The following is a 21,136-nucleotide window of genomic DNA, read 5'->3' as shown; positions in this document are numbered from 1 at the left end:
TTGGCCGCCCCGGGACCGTCCACACAGATGCGTGTCCGGTGCTCCCTGCCGAGCGACCAGTGAACACTACGCCGGATCCGCGCCGGGTGCAAACAGCGGCACGGCAGCCGGCCCGGGAGGCGTCTCCCGACCCGGCCGCCGTGCGGCACTGGCCCCGGACTCCGAAGGGTCAGACCTCGCGGGCCATCTCCTCCGCGATCGCGGCGGCGAAGGCGTCGATGTCCTGTTCGGTGGTGTCGAAGGCGGCCATCCAGCGGACCTCTCCGGTGTGCTCGTCCCAGAAGTAGAAGCGGTAGCGCTTCTGCAGGCGCTCGCTGACCTCGCGCGGGAGTAGCGCGAAGACGGCGTTGGCCTGGACGGGGCGGACGACGGTGACGCCGGGGATGTCGCGGACGGCGGCTTCGAGGCGGCGGGCCATCGCGTTGGCGTGGCCGGCGTTGCGGAGCCAGAGGTCGCCGGTGAGGAGGGCTTCGAACTGGACGGAGACGAAGCGCATCTTCGAGGCGAGCTGCATCGACATCTTGCGCAGGTACTTGAGGTCGCGGACCTGCTCGGGGTTGAGCACGACCACGACCTCGCCGAGCAACAGGCCGTTCTTGGTGCCGCCGAAGGAGAGGACGTCGACGCCGGCGTCGGTGGTGAACTCGCGGAACGGGACGCCGAGCGAGGCGGCGGCGTTGGCGAGCCGGGAGCCGTCCATGTGGACGAGCATGCCGCGTTCGTGGGCGTGCTCGCAGATCGCCCAGATCTCGTCGACCGTGTAGAGGGTTCCGAGTTCGGTGGACTGGGTGATCGAGACGGCGAGCGGCTGGGCGCGGTGCTCGTCGCCCCAGCCCCAGGCCTGCTGGTCGATCAGGGCGGGGGTGAGCTTGCCGTCCGGGGTGGGGACGGTGTGGATCTTGATGCCGGCGAGCTTCTCGGGGGCGCCGCACTCGTCGACGTTGATGTGCGCGCTCTCGGCGGCGACGACCGCGCCCCAGCGCGGGAGCAAGGCCTGGAGGGCGACGACGTTGGCGCCGGTGCCGTTGAAGACGGGGTAGGCCTCGGCGCGGTCGCCGAAGTGGCGGCGGAAGACCGTCTGCAGGTGCTCGGTGTAGGCGTCCTCGCCGTAGGCGACCTGGTGGCCGTCGTTGGCGAGGGCGATCGCGGCGAGCACCTCGGGGTGGACGCCGGCGTAGTTGTCGCTGGCGAAGCCGCGGACGGCGGGGTCGTGGTGCGGCACCGCGTCGGTCGGGCCGAAGGGGGAAGTGGTCATCGGGCTGTCAGCCACAGGTGCTGTCCGTTCAGTTCTGCTGCGGGGCGGTCCCAGAGGGACGCCAGGGTGGTGGCCAGGTCGGCGGTGTCGGTGAAGCCGGGGAACTTGGCGTCCGGCTTCTCGGCCCGCATCTCGGGACTGACCAGGGCCTTGATGACCAGGATGACGGCGGCCGCGGTGGGGAGGCCGTCGGGGGCGGTGGTCTCCTTGCGGAAGGAGTCGGCCATCGCGAGGGTCCAGGCCTCGGTGGCGGCCTTGGCGGCGGCGTACGCGGCGCCGCCCGCGGTGGGCTTGTGCGCGGCGGCGGCGGAGACCATGGCGTACCGGCCGGCGGTGCTGCGGCGCAGCGCGGGCTGGAAGGCCAGCGAGGTGTGCTGGAGGGTGCGGACGACGGTGTCGTGCAGGAAGTCCCAGTCGTCGATGCGGGAGTCGAAGAAGGTCTTGCTGCCGCGCCAGCCGCCGACCAGGTGGAGGAGGCCGTCGACGTGGCCGTGCTCGGCCTCCAGGTGGTCGGCCCAGTCGTGGACCTCCTGGGGGTCGAGGAGGTCGATGACCTGGCCGCTGATCCGGGCGCCGGGGACGGCGGTGCGGACGGCGGCGAGCGCGGTGTCGAGGCGGTGCTGGTCGATGTCGGCGCCGATGACGGTGGCGCCGTCGGCGGCGAGGCGGCGCAGGGTGGCCTGGCCGGCGGGGCCGCTGGCTCCGGCGACGGCGATCACCTTGCCGTCGAGGGGGCGGGCGTCGGGGCGGGTGGCGCTCACGCGGCGACCTCCGGGGTGTGGGTGCCGGTGATGCCCTTGGTGCCGGCGATGACGCGGCGGAGCTTCTTCGACAGGGCTTCGTAGAACATGCTGAGCGGGAACTCGTCGGGGTGGACGGCGTCGCACAGCGCCTTGCGCAGGGCCTTGTCGTCGGCGAGGTCGAGCGGCAGCGCCTCGGGGCCCTTGGCCCAGGTGGAGGCGGGGTGCGGGGTGAGGTAGCGGGAGACCAGCTGGTAGGCGGCGATCCAGTGGGCGGTCTTGGGGCGGTCGATGCCGTCCCGGTAGAGCGTCTCGATCTCGGCGCAGAGCCCGTTGGTGACCTCGGCGACGCGGTCCCAGTCGATGGTGAGGCGGTTGTCGCGCCAGCGCAGGGCGTCGTGCTTGTGCAGGTAGGCGAAGAGCAGCTGGCCGCCCATGCCGTCGTAGTTGCGGACGCGGTCGCCGCTGACGGGGAAGCGGAACAGGCGGTCGAAGAGGATCGCGTACTGGACGTCGCGGCCCTGCGGGTGGCGCTCGGCCTCCAGCTCGACCGACTCCTTGAAGGTGTTGAGGTCGCAGCGGAGCTCTTCGAGGCCGTACATCCAGAACGGGCTGCGCTGCTTGATCATGAAGGGGTCGAAGGGCAGGTCGCCGTGGCTGTGGGTGCGGTCGTGGACGAGGTCCCACAGGACGAAGGTCTGCTGGGTGCGGTCCTGGTCGCCGAGCAGTTCGGCGGCGTCGGCGGGGATGTCGAGGTCGAGCTGGCGGACGGCGCTGGTGGTGACGGCGCGGAAGCGGGCGGCTTCGCGGTCGCAGAAGATGCCGCCCCAGGTGAAACGTTCCGGCGCCTCGCGGACGGCGACGGTCTCCGGGAAGAGCACGGCGGAGTTGGTGTCGTAGCCGGCGGTGAAGTCCTCGAAGGCGATGCCGAGGTAGCCGGGGTTGTCGAAGCGGGTGCGCTCCAGCTCGGCGATCCAGTCCGGCCAGACGACCTTGAGCAGGACGGCTTCCAGGTTCCGGTCGGGGTTCCCGTTCTGGGTGTACATCGGGAAGACGACCAGGTGGCCGGTGCCGTCGACGCGCTGCTCGTTCGGGCGGAAGGCCAGCAGCGAGTCGAGGAAGTCGGGCTGGCGGTAGCCGGTGTCGGCCCACTTGGCGAGGTCGGCGCGGACGGCGTCCAGGTAGGCGGCGTCGTGCGGGAAGAACGGGGCGAGCTCGGCGACGGCGTCCCGGACGGTGGCGACCAGCGGGTCGACGGTGGCGCGCGGGACGGCGGCGAGGTCGATCGAGCCGTCCTTGGACTGCAGCGGCCGGAGGGCTTCGACGGCGCTCTTGAGACGGGGCCAGGCCGGGTGGTCGACCGGGGTCGCGGCCGGACCCGCGGCCGGGTTCGTGGCGTGGGCGTCGCCCGCGATCGCGAGCGTCGGCGAAAGATTCTGCATCACAGGCTCACTTCGACAGGAGTTATTTCGACAGGACCACGTTAAATGCGAAAGGTTCTCCGGCTCAAGACCGGTTTGACGGTGAACGCTCCAGTTCGTAGTACCGGCTCCGCCCGTTCCCGCCGCAGTGGATGAAAACGGACAGATCCGACGCCGGTCCGCCCGGGTCGGCCGGTCTGCCCCGACCATGCCCCCACCGCCGACGGCCCGCCACCGGGGCGCCCACGCTGGGTGCGGCACCGGTCACGCCTCGGTGCGCCCCCGTTCACGCCCTGCTGCACCCGGGCGGGGTCGGTGATCGTGGAGGGGGCGCGCCGTCCGGCGCCGAGGGCGGGCGGGACGGAGGGGGACGCGATGCACGGTCCGGTGCTGGTGAGCTGGCTGCTGGCGGCGCTGGCCGCCGGCAGCGGCGGCTACTGCGGCTGGCGGGTGCGCCGGGGGAGCGCCGACCCGGCCTGCGCCGGCCACCACCGGGCGCGCCGGGAGTCGGACGTGCTGGAGGCGGCGATGGGCCTGGGCATGGCCGGGATGGCGCTGCTGCCGGGGGTGTTCTGGGGCTGGCCGTACGCGCTGCTGGCGGCGGTGCTGCTGGGGGGCGCGCTGGCCGGGCGCGGCGCGGCGGGGCTGCGGGCGCACCGGCTGCACCACGGGATCGGGGCGCTGGCGATGGCGTACATGGCGCTGGCGATGACGGGCGGCGGGGCCGCGACGGGCGGGCACGCCGGGCACCACGGGCAGCCGGGCGGGCTGCCGCTGCTGACGGGGGCGCTGCTGGTGTACTTCGGGGCGTACGCGCTCTGGGAGGGCAGCCGGGTGCTGGCGGTGGGCGGCCCGGCGGTGGCGCCGCTGCCGCGGGCGTGCCGGGCGGCGATGGGGATCGGGATGTTCGCGATGCTGCTGTGGACCTGAGCGGCCCCGGGCGACCCCGCCGCGCGCCCGGGCCGGATGTTCCGCGACGGTTCGGACGGGGGGCTGACGGGCCGTCCGGTGGCGGGTCGGGGCGTGGTCTTGGTCACTGGACCCACCCGGCCGTTCCGCGCGGGCGTGTGGCGGCATAGGTTGGTGGCGAGGCGCACCGCCGCGCCCCTCACCCCTCCCCCGGGGAGCCCTGCCATGACGGCACTGCTGAGTCTGCTGCTGCTCGGACTGCTGCTCGCCACCGTGGCGCCGAGCCGCCTGGCCCGGGCACGCTGGCCGGAGCGCGAACCGGTGCTGGCCCTGTTGGTGTGGCAGACGCTGGTGGTCGCGGTGCTGCTGTGCTGCGTGCTGAGCCTGCTGCTGGCCTCGGCGGCCGCGCTGCCCGCCTGGCGGGACGCGGTGTTCGCGGGCGCCCCGGCCGGGGTCGAGGACGCGTACGGGCTGGTGGGGCGCGAGGGCTGGGGCCGGCTGTCGGCGGCGGTGCTGGCGGCGGGCGGGCTGTGGACGGCGGTGTCGCTGGCCCGGGAGGTCCGTTCGGCGCGCGCGGAGCGCGGCGCCCGGCACGCTCAACTGGTGCGCCGCGCGCCGGAGTTGCCGAGTTCGCTGCTGCCGCGTCGGCGTCGGGTGCGGGAGCCGCTGGTGGTGCTGGAGAACGTCCGGCCGCAGGCCTGGTCGCTGCCGGGGCCGCGGGCCCGGCTGGTGGTGACCACGGGGGCGCTGCAGCAGCTCTCGGACCGGGAGCTGGCGGCGGTGCTGAGCCACGAGCGCGGGCACGTCCGGCACCGGCACCACTGGCTGGGGCAGTGCGCACAGGCGCTGGCGACCGGCTTCCCGGGGGTGGGGGTGTTCTCCGCGTTCCGGGACCAGGTGGCGGTGCTGGTCGAGCTGGCGGCGGACGACCGGGCGGCGCGGCGGCACGGGCGGGTGACGACGGCGCTGGCGCTGGCGGAGCTGAACAGCTCGGTGTTCGCCTCCTGCCCGCCGGCCCAGCTCGCGCAGTCCCCGGCCCGGGTGGACCGGCTGCTGCTGGGCGAGCCCCGGCTGCCCGTCCCGGCCCGGCTGGGCTGGACGCTGGCCGCGCTGGCCGCCCCGCTGGGCGCGGCGCTGCTGGCGCTGGCCCCGGGGCTGTCGGCGCTGCTCTGACCCCGCGGCCCCGCCGCTCCCCCACCGCGCCCGGCCGCCCCCGGCCCGCCCCCTCAGCCCTCGGCGCCGAGCGTCTCAGCGAGGATCCGGCGGTGCACCGGGCGGGCCCTGCGGTAGCGCTCGCGGCCCTCGTCGGTGAGCGCGATGAAGATGCCGCGCCGGTCGTCGACGCAGTGCGTGCGCTGGACCAGGCCGGCCTTCTCCAGCCGGGCGACCAGCCGGGAGAACGCGCTCTGGCTGAGGTGGACGGTGCCGGCCAGGGTCTGCGCGCGCTCGCCGAGGCCGGGGTTCTGCTGCTCGAACTCCCTCAGCCGCTCCAGCAGTTCGAACTCGCTGACGCCGAGCCCGTACGCCTCGCCCAGCTCGCGGTCGATGGCGCAGGCGGTGGCCGCGTGGCGGGCCAGCAGGGCGCGCCACTGCTCGCTGAGCGCCGTCTCCGCGGCGGGGTCGCGGTCTGGGTCGAAGTCGGTCACGCCGCCACCGTAGCACATGCGCACGCATCTGTTGCATCCGCATTAAATGCGTTTGCATCCCATGCACATGCATGTAGCGTTCCGTGCCATGACCGACACGACGGTGACCGACCAGACGGTGACCCACACGCCCGCCGCCGACCCGCCCGTGACCGACACCCGCTGGAGCCCCCACGTCTGGGGCGCTCTGGTGGTCCTGTGCGCCGCGATGTTCCTGGACGCGCTCGACGTCTCGATGGTCGGCGTCGCCCTCCCCTCCATCGGTGCCGACCTGCACCTGTCCGACTCCGCCCTGCAGTGGGTGGTCAGCGGGTACGTCCTCGGCTACGGCGGCCTGCTGCTGCTCGGCGGCCGGGCGGCCGACCTGCTCGGCCGCCGCCGGGTGTTCCTGGTCGCGCTGGCCGTGTTCGCCGGCGCCTCCCTGCTCGGCGGGCTGGTGGACAGCGGGCCGCTGCTGATCGGCGCCCGCTTCCTGAAGGGCGTCAGCGCGGCCTTCACCGCCCCGGCCGGCCTGTCCATCATCACGACCACGTTCCCGGAGGGCCCGGCCCGGAACCGGGCACTGTCCATCTACACCACCTGCTCGGCCGCCGGCTTCTCGCTCGGCCTGGTGATCAGCGGCCTGCTGACCTCGGCCGGCTGGCGGCTGACCTTCCTGATGCCCGTCCCGGTCGCGCTGATCGCCCTGGTCGCCGGCGTCAAGCTGCTGCCCCGCCGGAGCGAGGACCGGCCGACCTCCGGCGGGTACGACGTGGCGGGCGCGGTCACCGGCACCACGGCGGTGCTGCTGCTGGTGTTCACGGTGACGGAGGCCCAGGGCGCGGGCTGGCTGTCGCTGCGCACCCTCGGGTCGCTGCTGCTGGCGGCGGCGCTGGCCGCGGCCTTCCTGCTGATCGAGGCGCGCACCGCCCACCCGCTGGTCCGGCTCGGCATCTTCCGGGACGCCGGGGTCCGCCGGGCGAACCTCACCGCGCTGACGCTGATGGGCAGTTACGCGGGCTTCCAGTTCGTCGCCACGCTGTACCTGCAGCGGCTGCTCGACTGGTCGGCGCTGGAGACGGCGCTCGGCCTGCTGCCCGGCGGCGCGCTGGTGGCCTTCTCGGCCGGCGCGGTCGGCCGACTGCTGGACCGCTTCGGTCCGGCCCGGGTACTGCCGGCCGGCGTGGCCTCGATGGTCCTCGGCTACGCGCTGTTCCTCCGGCTGGACGAGCACAGCGGCTTCGTCGGCCTGGTGCTGCCGAGCATGCTGCTGATCGGCGCCGGCTTCGCGCTGGCCTTCCCCTCGATCAACGTGGCGGCGACCTCCGGGGTGGCCGACGACGAGCAGGGCCTGGCCTCCGGCCTGGTGAACACCGCGCTCCAGGTCGGCGGCGCGATCGTGCTGGCGGTGACCACGGCGGTGCTCACCGCGGGCACCGGCGGCGGCACCGACGCGCACGCCCAACTGGCCGGGTACCGGCCGGCGTTGCTGCTGGTGACGGGCACCACCGCGCTCGGCCTGCTGATCGCCCTGGTCGGCGCGCTCCGGTCCGGCGACCGCGGGGCGGGAACCGCCCCGGCCCCGGTGCCGGACTACGCCTACCCGGCCGGGCGGGGCACGGTGGAGGCCCCGAAGGAGGGGCAGGAGGTGCTGTCGGAGCGCTGAGCACGGACCGGGCGGTCGACCCCTCGCCACCCGAGACGTTCCCGAGGCGTCCGACGAGACGTCGGAGACCCGGCTCCACCAAACCCCCGTGTTGGTGGAGCCGGTGCGCCGTCCGCGGCCGGCCGGAGAAACGCGGGCGGTGCGGACTTCGGAGCAGACACCATGGCAGCTCGCCGGGCCACGGTCAATCCACCGGACCGGGCCGAGACCCAACCGCCGCACACCGCAGGAGGGTCGGCCGGAGCACGCGCCGCCACCCCGCCCCGCGCACGCCGTCCGCGCGCCCCGCGGCCCCCGGCGCACTCCCGGACGGACCGCCGGCCGCGCCCCGGGCGCTACTGGCTCTTGAGGATCGACTGCAGCAGGTCCAGGGTGTGCTGCGGGGTGAGGCTGTCGACGCACAGCCGCTCCATCACCTGCAGGTACTCGTCGACGTCGTCACGCTTGTCCAGGTAGAGCGCGCTGGTGAGCTGCTCCAGGTAGACCACGTCGGGCAGGTCCTGCTCGGGGAAGCGCAGCACCGAGAAGGCGCCGCTCTCGCCGGCGTGCGCGCCGAACCGGAACGGCATCACCTGGACGACGACGCTGGGCAGCTGGGCCAGCTCGACCAGGTGCTCCAGCTGGGCCCGCATCACCTCGGGGCCGCCGACCGGGCGGCGCAGCGCGGCCTCGTCGATGACGGCCCAGAGCTTGGGGCCCCGGCCGTCGGTGAGCAGCTTCTGGCGGCGGGTGCGCAGGGTGACCCGGCGGGTGATCTCCGCCTCGTCGAGGGCGGGCCGGTTCTGCGCGAAGATCGCCCGGGCGTACTCCTCGCACTGGAGCAGGCCGGGGACGAACTGCACCTCGTAGGTGCGGATGAGCGCGGCGGCCTCCTCCAGGCCGATGTAGGTCTGGAACCAGTTGGGCAGCACGTCGTTGTAACTGTGCCACCAGCCCGACTTGTTGGCCTCGCGGACGAGGGCCAGCAGGACCTCCCGCTCGGGGCCGGCGGCGAGTCCGTAGAGGCTGAGCAGGTCGGCGACGTCGCGCTCCTTGAAGGAGACCCGGCCGAGTTCCATCCGGCTGATCTTGGACTCGGAGGCGCGGATCGCGTAGCCGGCGTCCTCCCGGCTGATGGCGCATCCCTCGCGGAGCCGGCGGAGCTGGGAGCCGAGGAGGATGCGGCGCACCATCGAGCCCCCGCCGGGCTGAACTGTGGTCATCAGACCAAACCTCCACTTGGACGGACCAGTTGCACAGTCTGCCATCAGTTGGACGCAGCGAGTGCCGGTAGTGGCGGTACGGGCTACCGCTTCGGCCACTTCCGGTCCATCTTGCACGTGCATCCGGAGCATGCATATGCCAATCGCACGACTGCACGTGAATCGACTCTTGCATCTGCCGGGAGCGCAGAGGACCATGGTGCACGTGCACTTGCACGCCCTGGCAATCCCGCGGGCTCCGCGTCGACCCCATGCGCGAATCCGCACACCCTCCCGGCAACGCCCGCGCGTCGCTGGGTACTTGTGTGTGCGGGCCGGTCGGCTCGGCGGCCCGGCGGCCGAGCGAGTCGGAGGTGACCGGCATGACCCCGGTGGGTCCCGCCGTGTCCGCCCCCTTATGGGAGGAGCTCTTCATGAGCACCGGTACGGTCCTGGCGACCGACCCTCATGTGGTCAGCTGCACCCTCGCTCCCCGCTTCGAAGCCGTGCGCACCGCGCGGGAGTTCACCCGGCGCTCGCTGGACGCCTGGGGGCTCGGGGAGATCTTCGACGACGTGGCCCTGGTGGCCTCCGAGCTGGTGACCAACGCGCTGCGGCACGCGCTCGGCCAGAGCGAGCCGTCCCGGGTGCCCACCCAGACCAACCCGGTCCTGGCCGCCGGGACGCTGCCGATCCGGATCAGCCTGGTGCACCGGTCCCCGCAGGTGGTCTGCGCGGTCAGCGACCCGTCCAGCACGGGCCCGGTCGCCCGGGAGGCCGACTTCGTGGCCGAGTCCGGCCGCGGCCTGCACCTGGTGGACTCCTTCTCCCGCTCCTGGGGCTGGCACCCGCTGGCCGGCGCGGGCAAGGTGGTCTGGGCGGTGTTCGAGGCCCGGGGGAGCGCGCCGGATCCGGAGCAGTTCCCGAACCCCGGCCGGCACCGCCGCTCCGCCTGAGCCGGACCGGGCCGGACCGGGCCGTCCACCCGGTCCACCCGGTCCGCCCGACTCCCCTCCGGCCGGGTCCGACCGCCGGGACGCCGGTCGGACCGCGACACGAAGGCCGTCGCGGGAGACTCCCACGACGGCCCGGGTGTACGGTCCTTGACGTCACGTCAGGGCGTGCCGCCCAGGTGGTCGAACTCCCCGTCCTTCACGCCGAGCAGCATCGCGTCGATCTCCGCCCGGGTGTAGACCAGGGCCGGACCCTGGGGGAAGCGCGAGTTGCGCATCGCCACGTCGCCGTTCGGCAGCGCGGCGAACTCCACGCAGTTGCCCTTCGAGTTGCTGTGACGGCTCTTCTGCCAGACCACCCCGTCCAGGTCCGTCGCCGGCATGCCGTTGTACGCCTCACGCATTGTTTTCTCCCCTAAGCCCGGCGAATGCCTCACTTGACGTGATGATAGCTCTCCTGCACGTGCATCAGCATGGGAAATTTCCTGTGCAGAGGAACGTGCCGATGCCGACACCAAGCCTTCACAGCACTGTAATTGACGGGGCGTAAGCGGACACACCCGGGCGAAACCCCAGTCACTCCATGACCGTCCGCACACAGCCGTCAGCGCGTTGTCGATCATCACCACCACTCACGCGGTTCACAGGCAGTCACGATTCGCACTGTGATCACTGTCACTTCCCGACCGAAAGCCGTCCGCTGTCGGCATCCGGCTGCAACGCGCGTGGGGACATGTCCTACGATCTGGCCCATGAGCACCGCAGCCATCCCGGGCGCGCCACTGCCCGTCCGTACGCCAGGCTCCCGTGCGCGGGGGCGCCACCGCCGTCCCGAGCGCCCCGAGATCGTGGCCGGTTCGCCCGCCCTGGTGCTGGCGGTCCCGGCCGTCGCCGGGCCGGAGAGCCGTCCGGTCGTCGAGGAGCTGCTGTCCATCGTCCGCACCGAGCAGGCGGGCATCGAGGTGACGGCGGCCTACCTGGGCGGGGAGGACGCGCCGTCCGTGGCCGACCTGCTGGCGGCGGCCGCCGAGGCGGGCCTGCCCGCGCCGGTGGTCGTCCCGCTGGTGCCCGGGCCGCACGACTTCCTGCCCGAGCTGCACAAGCTCGCCGCCGAGTCCGGCGCCCGGGTGCTGGACCCGCTGGGCCCGCACCCGCTGCTGGCCGAGGCCGTGCACGTGCGGCTGTCCGAGGCCGGGCTGGCCCGGGCCGACCGGGCCCGGCTGTTCGCCATCGCCACCGCCGCGGACGGCGTGGTGCTGACCACCGTGGGCGGCGAGGAGGCGGCCGCCTCGGCCGGCATCACCGGCGTCCTGCTGGCCTCCCGGCTGGCCGTGCCGGTCGTCCCGGCCGCGCTGGACGTGCCGGGCTCGGTCGCCGCGGCCGTGGCGCACCTGCGGGCCACCGGCTCCGAGCGCCCCGCGCTGGCCCCGCTGGTGATCGGCCCGGAGGCCGACACCGAGCTGCTGGCCACCGCCGCCGAGGAGACCGGCTGCGCGAGCGCCGCCCCGATCGGCGCGTACCCGACCGTGGGGCAGCTGATCGCCTCCGCCTACCTGGCCGCGCTCCCCGAGCCGACCCAGGAGCAGCTGGAGGCGGCCGAGGCGGCCGTCGCCGAGCAGCGCACCAGCACGGGGGCGCACGCGGCGCGCTGACGCCCACCAGGGACCGCGACGGGCGGGGGCCGCGAATCGACGCGCTCCCGCCCGTCGTGCTTCCCCCGGCCCCGACCCGTCCTGTCCCGCGCCGCCCGGCCCGCCCCGCGTCGCACCGCCGGCGGGCCGTGCCCTCAGCCCGTGACGCGCCCGGTCTTCGGCGCGCTGTCGGTGAAGGCGAGCGCGGGTAGCGCCACCGCCCGCGGCGGGGTGGGCGCCTCGACCGGCCCGGTGGCCACGAGCCCCTGCCCCACGCCGCCCCCGCCGCTCCCCCCGTTCCCGCTCTTCCCGAGCGAGACGGTCTGCGCCTGCCCGGCCGGCCGGAACAGGATCCGCTCGGGTTCGGGCGCCTCCGGGTCGAGCCACAGCTCGGTGCCCTTGGCGCCGCCGAACTCGCAGTCCAGCACCGCGACGTCGTCGGGCTCGCCGTCGTCGGTGGCCCGGAACGCCACCCCCGCCTTGCGGTAGCCGGTCAGCCGGCTACGGCTGAGCGTGACGGGCTCGCCGGCCAGTTGGTGCTTGAGGGTGGCCACCGCGTAGTCGGACTGACCGGCGGCGTCGATCAGCAGCCCGTCGAAGACGGTGCCCTTGTCGCGGCCGAGCGCGTGCACGGCGATGCCGCCGGCCGCGTTCCCGTACAGCACCGAGGCGGTGTAGTCGAAGTCGTTCAGGTAGGCGCCGTGCTCGATGCCCCAGCCGCCGTTGTGGTACGCCGCGAACCCGGTGACGGTGTGGTGGTGCTCGGCGTTGAGCCAGACGAAGATCCCGTTCTCCAGGTTGTTGTGCGCCAGGCAGCGTTCGAAGGTCCAGACGCCCTCGCTGGTCTCCGGCCACTCGTAGCCGGAGGCGCCGGCGGCGCCCTGCACGCCGACGGCGACGCAGTCCCGGGCCGAGGAGCCCGTCCCGGCGCCGAGGCTGAAGCCGGTGAGCCGGTAGCCGCGCGGGTTGGGCTCGAAGACGGTGCGGGAGGCGACGCAGCCCTCGTACGCGATGTCGTCGGACGGGCCCTGCGGGGTGCGGGTGTCGATCGGCCCGTCCCACCAGTACGCGTCCTCCCAGGTCTCATGGGAGATGCAGCCGCGGAAGGTGATGCCGTGGCTGGCGTGCGGCACGAACGCGTGGCTGCCGGTGTCGCGGACCACCACGCCCTCGACCACGGTGCCGCGCGAGGTGTCCAGCAGCATGTGGAAGTGCAGCCCGTACCGGCCGAGCACCGGCTCGGTGACCGGCTTCCCGTTCCAGCTGTCCTTGCCGTTCGCCCGCGGCCCGAGCCAGCGCAGCGCGGCGTGCCGGACGTCGGCGGGCCGGCTGGAGGTGAGGTGGACGTGCGCCCGGCCCTGCTCGGTGCCCTCGATCCGGACGTTGCGACTGAGGTTGAGCACCTCCGCGCCGAAGGTCGCCCCGCCACCGATCGCCACCCGCGGGTGGGCGTTCTTCAGCGGACCGGTCAGCGTGACGGTGGCGCCGTCCACCTGCTTGACCGTGACCAGGTCGTACGAGGTGGAGAAGTCGTCCTGGTCGGGCGGCGCGGTGGGGGTGACGGCCAGCTCGTCGCCGGGCTGCCAGCCGGTGGGGGCGGCGGCCAGCCGGATCGTGCTGTCGCCGGGCTTGAGCGCCCCGGCGGCGCGGGCCCAGGCGGTGCGGGGGGCGCCGTCCAGCCGCAGGTAGCCCTGACCGGTGACCCACAGGCCGGTGTCGGTGTCGACGACGGTCATGCCGCCGCCCGCGAAGCGCCGCTCGTCGACGTTCGGGAAGCGCAGGGTGTGGGTGTGCGCGGCGTCGGGGGCGAGCGCCAGGGTGCCGCGCACCTCGACGTTGCCGGCGCTGGCCAGGGTCAGCGACCTGTCGGCGGCGAACACCAGCGAGCCGGTCCGCTCCACCAGCAGCGAGCCGACCTGGGCGTCGGTATCCAGCACCACCCTGTCGGTGATCCGCACCGCGCTGCCGGGGCCGGGCACCTTGCCGCCCCAGCCCTTGGCGTCCGACCAGTTCCGACCGCTCTGGTCGACCGGCGGCGGCAGCGGCGCGGACGGCGCCGGGCTCGCCGGGGCGACGGGCGTGGGGTCGCCGGTGGCGTGCCGGTGGCCGCCTCCGCCGGGCGTGCCGCCCCCGGGCGGGGCCGGCCGGGCCGCGGTCTCGTCCGCTCCCGCCAGGGACTGCCGCAGCACCACTCCCCCGCCGAGCGCCGCCGCCGTCCCGACCGCCAGCCAGGTCAGCATCCTGCGCCGCCCCACCAGCGGCCGCCGGTGCCGGTGCCGACCGGACGGCGCCCGCTCGTCGCTGTTCCGCTGCTCTTCCACCTCGGTCGCCCTCCCGGGGCCCGCAACCCAGAGTCGTCGGGGGCAGCTTAGGCACGGCGACCGCCTGGACACGTCATGTTCCGGGCGGGGTAAGCATCCTGGCGTAGCGGCCCCGGACGCCCGTTCGGGAACGTTCGGTTCCGTCCGATCGCTTCGACTGACGTGTCGTCAACTCGCCCGCACTGTAAGCGGGGAAGCCAGGAACGACGAACCCGACCACCCCGGTGCGGTCATCCGGAGGCGCTTTCCGGACGGAATTCTGACGCCCCGTCCGGAATCGGGCGCGAAAGGCGCACGGAACCGTGGCCCGAGCGCCCCCGCCCTGACATATCCGGATGAAACGGACTGCCCATTCGCCCCTCCGACCGAATGGAGGTCCACCAATCACCCATCTGATGACCAAAGCCCTATAACCCCTAAAAGGGACGCAAGATCCACCCCCGCCTGACGCTCCCGCAGTCCCCGTCGACGGCAAAGGAGTTCCCCCCGGAATTCTTGATCACCTTTTCCGGACCCCCGAAAGGCTTTCTCCGATATTTGCCATCCGCCCTTAAGTCCGCTTAATCTCCTGCCCACGTTCGTGGACACACGGACCCAGCTCACCCGGAACGCCGAGTCCTGCCGCCGGGTGGGTCGGCTCATGCACAACGCACCACGGCAGGGGCGGGGGAACCAGGTAAGTCGCCCCGGGCGGTCGCAGGACCGCACGGGGCTCGGGGTGAAGCCGGGCACACCGCGAGGTGTGCGCGGCCGGGCAACTCCAGCCCGAATCCGACAGCTCACCTCGCAGGCGTGGGAGAGGAACGCTCCTTCATGCTGCCCATCAGCTCCAAGAACGCCCGCCGTCTGATCGCCACCACCGGCGTCGTCGGCATCGGCCTCACGATCCCCTGCCTGACCGCCGGTTCCGCCTCCGCGGCCACCGTCGCCACCTGGGACAAGGTCGCCCAGTGCGAGTCCAGCGGCAACTGGTCGATCAACACCGGCAACGGCTTCTACGGCGGCCTGCAGTTCACCGCCTCCACCTGGGCCGCCTTCGGCGGCACCGCGTACGCCCCGCGGGCCGACCTCGCCACCAAGGACCAGCAGATCGCCACCGCCGAGAAGGTGCTGGCCGTCCAGGGCCCCGGCGCCTGGCCCGTCTGCTCCGTCCAGGCCGGTCTGACCAAGGGCGGCGCGGCCCCCCAGGTCGACACCTCCACCTCCACCTCCTCGAACTCGACCGGCTCCGCGCAGACCAAGACCCCGGCCCCGACCCAGAGCCCGACCCAGTCGCAGTCGCAGTCGCAGTCCAGCGGCTCGGGCAAGTCCCAGCACTCCTGGTCGCAGTCCCGGAACCAGTCCCAGACCCAGGCCCAGGCCCGGCCGCAGGCCGAGCAGAGCACCTCCGCCACCACCGACCACTCGGCCGGCACCTACACCGTGGCGGCGGGCGACTGGCTGTCCGCGATCGCGCAGAGCCAGCACGTCGACGGCGGCTGGCAGAAGCTGTACGACCTGAACCGCTCGGTCCTCACCGAGGGTCCGGACATGATCTACCCGGGCCAGCAGCTCACCCTGGGCGGCACCGCGACCGCGCAGCCGCAGCAGTCCGCCCCGGCCACCAAGTCCTCGACCGGTTCGTCCTCGTCCTCGTCCTCGTACAAGGGCTCGTCCTGGAAGAACGGCCGCAGCGGCGCCGCCACCACCAAGTCCTCGACCACCGCCACGGCGACCACCACCACGGCGGCCACCGAGACCAAGACCGCCACCGCCACCACCGCCACCAAGGCGGCCGGCTCCAAGGCCGCGGCGATCGACTTCGCGCTGTCCAAGCTCGGCCAGGCGTACGTCTACGGCGGCACCGGCAACGGCGGCTGGGACTGCTCGGGCCTGACCCAGGCCGCGTTCCGCCAGGCGGGCATCAGCCTGCCGCGGGTCGCCGCCGACCAGGCCGACTACGCGACCCGGGTCTCGCTGGACAGCCTGCAGCCGGGCGACCTGCTGTTCTGGTCGAACAACGGCGCCAACTCGGGCGTCTACCACGTCGCGCTGTACGTCGGCGACGGCAAGTACGTCGAGGCCGCGAACCCGCGCTCCGGCGTCCGCACCGAGACCATCGCGAACTGGGCCCCGGACTTCGCGGGCCGCGTCTGACCGACGCCCGGTCGGCGCTCGATCCGCGAGCGGTGAACCGCCGCTGCCCCCGGGGACCCTGGTCGGCCCCGGGGGCAGCGGCCTATCCTCACCCGGGGGCCACGAAGGGCCCGACGAACCGGGGAGCGACACCATGGCGAAAGTGACCGTCACGCTGGACGCGGACCTCGCACTGGAGGCGATGCTGCGCCTCGGCGCGACCAACCCGCAGGACGCGGTCGAGCTGATCGTCCGCGACTACCTCGCCACCGACCGCCGCACCGAGGCCCGCACCGGCGGCACCCGCGCGGCCGAGCGCTTCCAGGGCCCGGCCCCCACCGCCGAGGAGGGCTGACCACCGGAGCACCACAACCTCCGCCCTACCCAAGCAACTTACTCTCTAGTAAGTTTACTGGCGAGTACCTAGCCTGGGCGAACCCCCACCCACCCCAAGGGAGTTCGCTCATGGCACACCCCCTCGCCCGTGCCGCGCGCGGCGGCCGCCTCGCTCCTCCGCCCGTCGAGGTGCGCCGCGCTGACGGCCGGGTCGTCGAGGCCCGGACCGCCCACCTGGTACCGCCGCCCGACCGCGGCAGCCTCGCCGACCTGCCGTTCCGCAACGCCGAACAGGCCCCGGACGCCGTCGTCCTGACGGCACGTCAGCCCGGCGGCACCTGGCGGGACGTGACGGCCCGCGAGTTCGCCGAGCGGGTCGCCGCACTGGCCCGCGGCCTGATCGCGGTCGGGGTCCGCCCGGGCGCCCGCCTGGTCCTGATGTCGCGGACCAGGTACGAGTGGACCCTGCTGGACTTCGCCGCCTGGGCGGCCGGCGCCTGCGTGGTGCCGGTCTACCCGACCTCCTCGGTCGAGCAGGCGGAGTGGATCGTCCGGGACTCCGCCCCGGTGCTGGCGGTCGCGGAGGACGCCGGCACCGCCGAGGCGCTGACGGTGGCGATCGCCCGCACCGGCGGCCGAGTCCCGCTGTGGCGGCTGGACGAGGGCGCCCTCGACCGGCTGGCCGAGCTCGGCGCGGCCGTCCCGGCCGAGGAACTGGTGCGCCGCCGGGCGGCCCTGGGGCCGGACGACGAGGCAACGCTGATCTACACCTCGGGCACCACCGGCCGCCCCAAGGGCTGCCGGCTCACCCACGGCAACTTCCTCACCGAGGCGGCGAACTGCCACGCCCTGCTGGAACCGGTCTTCGCCGAGGTGACCGGCGAGCCGCCGTGCACCCTGCTGTTCCTGCCACTGGCGCACGTGCTGGGCCGGATGATCCAGGTGACCTGCGTGTACGGCCGGATCCGGATCGGCCACAGCCCGTCCCTGAAGCCGGCCGAACTCCGGCCCGACCTGGCCTCGTTCGGCGCGACCTTCCTGGTCGGGGTGCCGTACCTGTTCGAGAAGATCCACCAGCTGGGGCGGGCCGAGGCGCAGGCGAAGGGCGCGGTGCGGGTGTTCGACCGGGCGGCCGAGGTGGCGGTGCGCTACGCCCGGGCCGAGCTGGCGGCGCTCGCGGGCGAGGGCCGGCCCGCGTCGCCCGCGCTGCGGATGGCGCACGCCCTGTACGACGCGCTGGTGTACCGGCGGGTGCGGGCGGCGATGGGCGGCCGGGTGCGGTACGCGATCAGCGGCGGCTCGTCGATCGACCCGGAGCTGCTGCTGTTCTTCGCCGGCGCCGGGGTGCTGGTGTACGAGGGCTACGGGCTGACCGAGAGCAGCGGCCCGTCCACGGTGAACCCGCCGCTGCGGCCGCGCCCGGGCACGGTGGGCCCGCCGGTGCCGGGCGGCGCGGTGCGGATCGCGGCGGACGGCGAGGTGTTCCTGAGCGGCGGCCAGGTGTTCGACGGCTACTACGAGTTGGGGGCGCCGCGGCAGCCGCGCCCGCAGTGGTTCGCCACCGGCGACCTGGGCCGGCTGGACGAGGACGGCTACCTGACCGTCACCGGCCGCAAGAAGGAGATCCTGGTGACCTCCGGCGGCAAGAACGTCTCACCGGGCCCGCTGGAGGACCGGCTGCGCGCCCACCCGCTGGTCAGCCAGGCCCTGGTGGTCGGCAACGGCCGCCCGTACGTGGCCGCGCTGCTCACCCTGGACCCGGAGGCGGTCGAGCACTTCCTCGAACTGCGGCCGCGGACCCCGACCCCGCCCGCCGAGCAGCCCGACGGCGGCGGCGGGAGCACCGTCGACCTCGGCATCGGCAGCGCGGTCCCGGTGCACCACGCGGTGCTGGGCGCGCTCGCCGAGGCCGTCCGGGGCGTCAACTCGACGGTCTCCCGGGCCGAGTCGATCCGCCGGATCCGGGTGGTGGCGGGCGACTTCACCGAGGAGCGCGGCCTGCTGACGCCCTCGCTGAAGGTCCGCCGGCAGGCCGTCAGCACCGCCTACCGCCGCGACATCGAGCAGCTCTACGCCTGAGGGCGGGCAGCGGAACGGCCCCCGGGAGGAGCAGCCTCCCGGGGGCCGGACCGGACCCGACACCTCAGCCGTCGCCGAAGCCGACGCCGGTGCCTCAGCCGTTGCCGTTGCCGTTGCCGTTGCGCGGACCTGACCCGGTCGAGCCGCGCATCACCAGTTCGGGCTGGAACATGAACTCGGAGCGCTGCGCCGGGTTCCCGCCGACCTCCTCCAGCAGGGCGTCGACGGCGGCGGTGGCCATCGCCTCGACCGGCTGGCGGACGGTGGTCAGCGGCGGCTCGGTGAACGCTATCAACGGCGAGTCGTCGAAGCCGACCACCGAGACGTCCTGCGGCACCGAGAGCCCGCGCTGGCGCACCGCCCGGATCGCGCCGAGCGCCATCATGTCGGAGCCGCAGACGATCGCGGTGCAGCCCTTGTCGAGCAGTGCCTGCGCCGCGGCGTGCCCGCCCTCCACGCTGAACAGGGTGTGGTGGACGAGTTCCTCGGCCTGCTCGGCGGTGCGCCCGGTGAGCTGGCGCAGCGCCGCGGTGAAGCCCTCGATCTTGCGCAGCACCGGCACGTACCGCTTCTGGCCGACCGCGAGGCCGATCTTCTCGTGGCCGAGTTCGACCAGGTGCTGGACGGCCATCTGCATGGCGGCCCGGTCGTCCGGGGAGATGAACGGCGCGGCGATCTTCTCGCTGTAGCCGTTGATCAGGACGAACGGCACCTGCCGGCCGGTGAGTTTGGCATACCGGTCGTGGTCGGCGGTGGTGTCGGCGTGCAGTCCGGAGACGAACACGATGCCGGCCACGCCGCGTTCGACCAGCATCTCCACCAGTTCGTCCTCGGTGGAGCCGCCGGGGGTCTGGGTGCAGAGCACCGGCGTGTAGCCGTGCCGGCTGAGCACCTGTTCGATGACCTGGGCCAGGGCGGGGAAGATGGGGTTGCTGAGTTCCGGGGTGATCAGGCCGATCAGCCCGGCGCTGCGCTGGCGCAGCCGGGTGGGCCGTTCGTACCCGAGCACGTCGAGTGCGGCCAGGACGGTCTGCCGGGTGGTCGCGGAGACGCCCGCCTTGCCGTTGAGGACGCGGCTGACGGTGGCTTCGCTGACCCCCGCCTGCGCCGCGATGTCGGAGAGTCGCGCCGTAGTCACGATCCCAGAGCCTATTGCAACCACGTCAGACCGCCCACCACGCGGTGCTGTCGGCCGGGAGTTCGACGTCGTTCTCGGCCACGGCGGTCTCGGTGGAGGCGAGCAGCAGGCGGCCGGGCGCGGGGATCCGGACCGGCTCGCCGGTGGTGTTCACCGTGCACACGAACGACCCTTCGGGGGCCTCGCGCCGGAAGGCCAGCACCCCTTCGGGGGCGGGCAGCCACTCGACGGCGGTGCCGGCGCCGAGCGCGGGCTGGGCCCGGCGGACGGCGAGCGCGGAGCGGTAGAGCTCCAGCGTCGAAGTCGGGTCACCGGTCTGGACCTCGACGGACAGCCGGGCCCACTCGGCGGGCTGCGGCAGCCAGCTGGGGCCGCCCGCGTGCGGGCCGAAGCCGTAGGGGGCCTCGGTGCCGGACCACGGGATCGGGACCCGGCAGCCGTCGCGGAAGCCGTCCTGGCCGGCCTGCCGGAAGAAGGACGGGTCCTGGCGGACCTCGTCGGGCAGGTCGGTGACGTCGGGCAGGCCGAGCTCCTCGCCCTGGTAGACGTACGCGGATCCGGGCAGCGCGAGCATCAGCAGGCTGGCGGCGCGGGCCCGGCGCAGGCCGAGGGCGCGGTCGCCGGGGGTGCGGATCTGGGTGCCGAGGCCGGGCGGGTTGGCGAACCGGGTGGCGTGCCGGGTGACGTCGTGGTTGGAGAGCACCCAGGTGGTGGGGGCCTGCACGGGGCGCATCGAGTCGAGCGAGACGTCGATCACCTCGCGCAGCGCGGCGGCGTCCCACCCGGTGCCCAGGTACTGGAAGTTGAAGGCCTGGTGGAGCTCGTCGGGGCGGACGTAGTTGGCGGTGCGCTGGACGGTCGGGGTCCAGGCCTCGGCGACGCCGATCCGGTCGCCGGGGTACTCGTCGAGGATCTGCCGCCAGCTGCGGTAGATGGCGTGCACGCCGTCCTGGTCGAAGAACGGCATGACGTCGTTGCCGAGCAGCTTGAGCTGGTCGTGGCTGCCGAGGTCGGGCAGGCCGGGCGCCTTGACCAGGCCGTGGGCGACGTCGATCCGGAAGCCGTCGACGCCCATGTCGAGCCAGAACCGCAGGATGGAGCGGAACTCGTCGGCGACGGCCGGGTTGTCCCAGTTGAAGTCGGGCTGCTCGGGGGCGAACAGGTGCAGGTACCAGTCGCCGGGGGTGCCGTCCGGGTCGGTGGTGCGGGTCCAGGCGGGGCCGCCGAAGATGGACTCCCAGTCGTTGGGCGGCAGTTCGCCGTTCTCGCCCTTGCCGGGGCGGAAGTGGTAGCGCTCGCGCAGCGGGGAGCCGGGGCCCTCGCGCAGCGCGCGCTGGAACCACTCGTGCCGGTCGGAGGAGTGGTTGGGGACCAGGTCGACGATGATCCGCAGGCCCAGCTGGTGGGCGTCGCGGATCAGCGCGTCGGCGTCCAACAGGGTGCCGAACATCGGGTCGACGGCCCGGTAGTCGGCCACGTCGTAGCCGGCGTCGGCCTGCGGGGAGGCGTAGAACGGCGAGAGCCACACCGCGTCCACGCCCAGGTCGCGCAGGTAGGGCAGCCGGCTGCGGATGCCGGGCAGGTCGCCCATGCCGTCGCCGTTGCCGTCGGCGAAGCTGCGCGGGTACACCTGGTAGATGACCGCGTCCCGCCACCAGCCGCCTCTGGCGGCGTCGTTCGCGGCAGTCGTCCGGGCGGCGGGAACGGCGGCGGGAACGGCGGACCGGGAGGCGTCGGCCAGGTTCTGGGTCATTGGACAGTCATCC

Annotated in this window: 17 protein-coding genes and 1 riboswitch; of the genes, 8 read left to right on the top strand and 9 right to left on the bottom strand. The window is 73.8% G+C overall.

Translation table 11 applies throughout. From position 1 onward, the window contains the following. Window positions 1-169: 169 nt before the first annotated feature. From ACZ3J7_RS38160 to ACZ3J7_RS38150, 3 genes are read right to left on the bottom strand one after another with little or no spacing between them, the layout of a single operon-like run. Window positions 170-1,255, bottom strand: coding sequence for a threonine aldolase family protein (locus tag ACZ3J7_RS38160; RefSeq protein WP_465627926.1), 1,086 nt, complete (start codon window positions 1,253-1,255; stop codon window positions 170-172). Next, window positions 1,252-2,016, bottom strand: coding sequence for an SDR family NAD(P)-dependent oxidoreductase (locus ACZ3J7_RS38155; protein WP_465627924.1), 765 nt, complete (start codon window positions 2,014-2,016; stop codon window positions 1,252-1,254). Before ACZ3J7_RS38155 ends, ACZ3J7_RS38160 begins: the two co-directional genes overlap by 4 nt. Then, window positions 2,013-3,437: a DUF6421 family protein gene (locus tag ACZ3J7_RS38150; RefSeq protein WP_465627922.1), complete on the bottom strand. Its 1,425-nt coding sequence runs from the start codon at window positions 3,435-3,437 to the stop codon at window positions 2,013-2,015. Before ACZ3J7_RS38150 ends, ACZ3J7_RS38155 begins: the two co-directional genes overlap by 4 nt. A 354-nt stretch (window positions 3,438-3,791) precedes the next feature. Between ACZ3J7_RS38150 and ACZ3J7_RS38145 the strand changes: the two genes are divergently transcribed. Then, window positions 3,792-4,346, top strand: coding sequence for a DUF5134 domain-containing protein (locus tag ACZ3J7_RS38145; protein WP_465627920.1), 555 nt, complete (start codon window positions 3,792-3,794; stop codon window positions 4,344-4,346). A gap of 204 nt (window positions 4,347-4,550) precedes the next feature. Further along, entirely contained in the window at window positions 4,551-5,498 is a 948-nt protein-coding gene (locus ACZ3J7_RS38140) for a M56 family metallopeptidase (protein WP_465627918.1), read from the top strand. Window positions 5,499-5,551: 53 nt separating this feature from the next. On the opposite strand, the gene ACZ3J7_RS38135 is transcribed toward ACZ3J7_RS38140, so the two are convergent. Continuing rightward, window positions 5,552-5,971: a MarR family winged helix-turn-helix transcriptional regulator gene (locus ACZ3J7_RS38135; protein ID WP_465627916.1), complete on the bottom strand. Its 420-nt coding sequence runs from the start codon at window positions 5,969-5,971 to the stop codon at window positions 5,552-5,554. Between the two features lie 88 nt (window positions 5,972-6,059). Here ACZ3J7_RS38135 and ACZ3J7_RS38130 point away from each other — a divergent pair, with 88 nt between their 5' ends. Next, window positions 6,060-7,616 carry an MFS transporter gene (locus tag ACZ3J7_RS38130; protein ID WP_465627914.1) on the top strand — a complete coding sequence of 519 codons (1,557 nt, stop codon included), beginning with the start codon at window positions 6,060-6,062 and terminating at the stop codon, window positions 7,614-7,616. Between the two features lie 335 nt (window positions 7,617-7,951). Here ACZ3J7_RS38130 and ACZ3J7_RS38125 read toward each other — a convergent pair whose 3' ends face one another. Then, the gene (locus tag ACZ3J7_RS38125; protein ID WP_465627912.1) at window positions 7,952-8,818 is read right to left on the bottom strand and encodes a helix-turn-helix domain-containing protein; all 867 of its coding nucleotides are present in this window, start codon (window positions 8,816-8,818) and stop codon (window positions 7,952-7,954) included. 413 nt (window positions 8,819-9,231) lie between these two features. Between ACZ3J7_RS38125 and ACZ3J7_RS38120 the strand changes: the two genes are divergently transcribed. Next, window positions 9,232-9,753 carry an ATP-binding protein gene (locus ACZ3J7_RS38120; protein WP_465627910.1) on the top strand — a complete coding sequence of 174 codons (522 nt, stop codon included), beginning with the start codon at window positions 9,232-9,234 and terminating at the stop codon, window positions 9,751-9,753. A gap of 158 nt (window positions 9,754-9,911) precedes the next feature. Here ACZ3J7_RS38120 and ACZ3J7_RS38115 read toward each other — a convergent pair whose 3' ends face one another. Continuing rightward, window positions 9,912-10,154, bottom strand: coding sequence for a DUF397 domain-containing protein (locus ACZ3J7_RS38115; protein ID WP_465627908.1), 243 nt, complete (start codon window positions 10,152-10,154; stop codon window positions 9,912-9,914). A 348-nt stretch (window positions 10,155-10,502) separates the two neighbouring features. Here ACZ3J7_RS38115 and ACZ3J7_RS38110 point away from each other — a divergent pair, with 348 nt between their 5' ends. Beyond that, window positions 10,503-11,402, top strand: a complete 900-nt coding sequence (locus ACZ3J7_RS38110) for a sirohydrochlorin chelatase family protein (RefSeq protein WP_465627906.1) — start codon at window positions 10,503-10,505, stop codon at window positions 11,400-11,402. A 134-nt stretch (window positions 11,403-11,536) separates the two neighbouring features. Here the strand turns inward: ACZ3J7_RS38110 and ACZ3J7_RS38105 are convergent, their stop codons facing one another. Further along, on the bottom strand, window positions 11,537-13,702 hold the full coding sequence (locus ACZ3J7_RS38105) for a hypothetical protein (protein WP_465627904.1): 2,166 nt from the start codon (window positions 13,700-13,702) through the stop codon (window positions 11,537-11,539). A gap of 638 nt (window positions 13,703-14,340) precedes the next feature. Continuing rightward, window positions 14,341-14,510: riboswitch (cyclic di-AMP (ydaO/yuaA leader) on the top strand. 5 nt (window positions 14,511-14,515) lie between these two features. On the opposite strand from ACZ3J7_RS38105, the gene ACZ3J7_RS38100 reads away from it, so the two are divergent. The 3 genes from ACZ3J7_RS38100 to ACZ3J7_RS38090 all read left to right on the top strand — a co-directional run bounded on the left by ACZ3J7_RS38100 (window position 14,516) and on the right by ACZ3J7_RS38090 (window position 18,232). Further along, window positions 14,516-15,838 carry a transglycosylase family protein gene (locus ACZ3J7_RS38100; protein ID WP_465627902.1) on the top strand — a complete coding sequence of 441 codons (1,323 nt, stop codon included), beginning with the start codon at window positions 14,516-14,518 and terminating at the stop codon, window positions 15,836-15,838. Between the two features lie 133 nt (window positions 15,839-15,971). Next, entirely contained in the window at window positions 15,972-16,172 is a 201-nt protein-coding gene (locus ACZ3J7_RS38095) for a hypothetical protein (RefSeq protein WP_465627901.1), read from the top strand. Window positions 16,173-16,282: 110 nt separating this feature from the next. Continuing rightward, a complete protein-coding gene (locus ACZ3J7_RS38090; RefSeq protein WP_465627899.1) occupies window positions 16,283-18,232 on the top strand; it encodes an AMP-dependent synthetase/ligase in 1,950 nt (649 codons plus the stop codon). 94 nt (window positions 18,233-18,326) lie between these two features. Here ACZ3J7_RS38090 and ACZ3J7_RS38085 read toward each other — a convergent pair whose 3' ends face one another. After that, a complete protein-coding gene (locus ACZ3J7_RS38085; protein ID WP_465627897.1) occupies window positions 18,327-19,370 on the bottom strand; it encodes a LacI family DNA-binding transcriptional regulator in 1,044 nt (347 codons plus the stop codon). Window positions 19,371-19,395: 25 nt separating this feature from the next. Then, window positions 19,396-21,123, bottom strand: coding sequence for a glycoside hydrolase family 13 protein (locus ACZ3J7_RS38080; RefSeq protein ID WP_465627895.1), 1,728 nt, complete (start codon window positions 21,121-21,123; stop codon window positions 19,396-19,398). Window positions 21,124-21,136: the final 13 nt, after the last annotated feature.

The sequence above is a fragment of the Kitasatospora sp. NPDC015121 genome (assembly GCF_055562955.1).
Note: the sequence above shows the minus strand (reverse complement) of the source record. Positions and strands in the feature narration are given on the sequence as shown.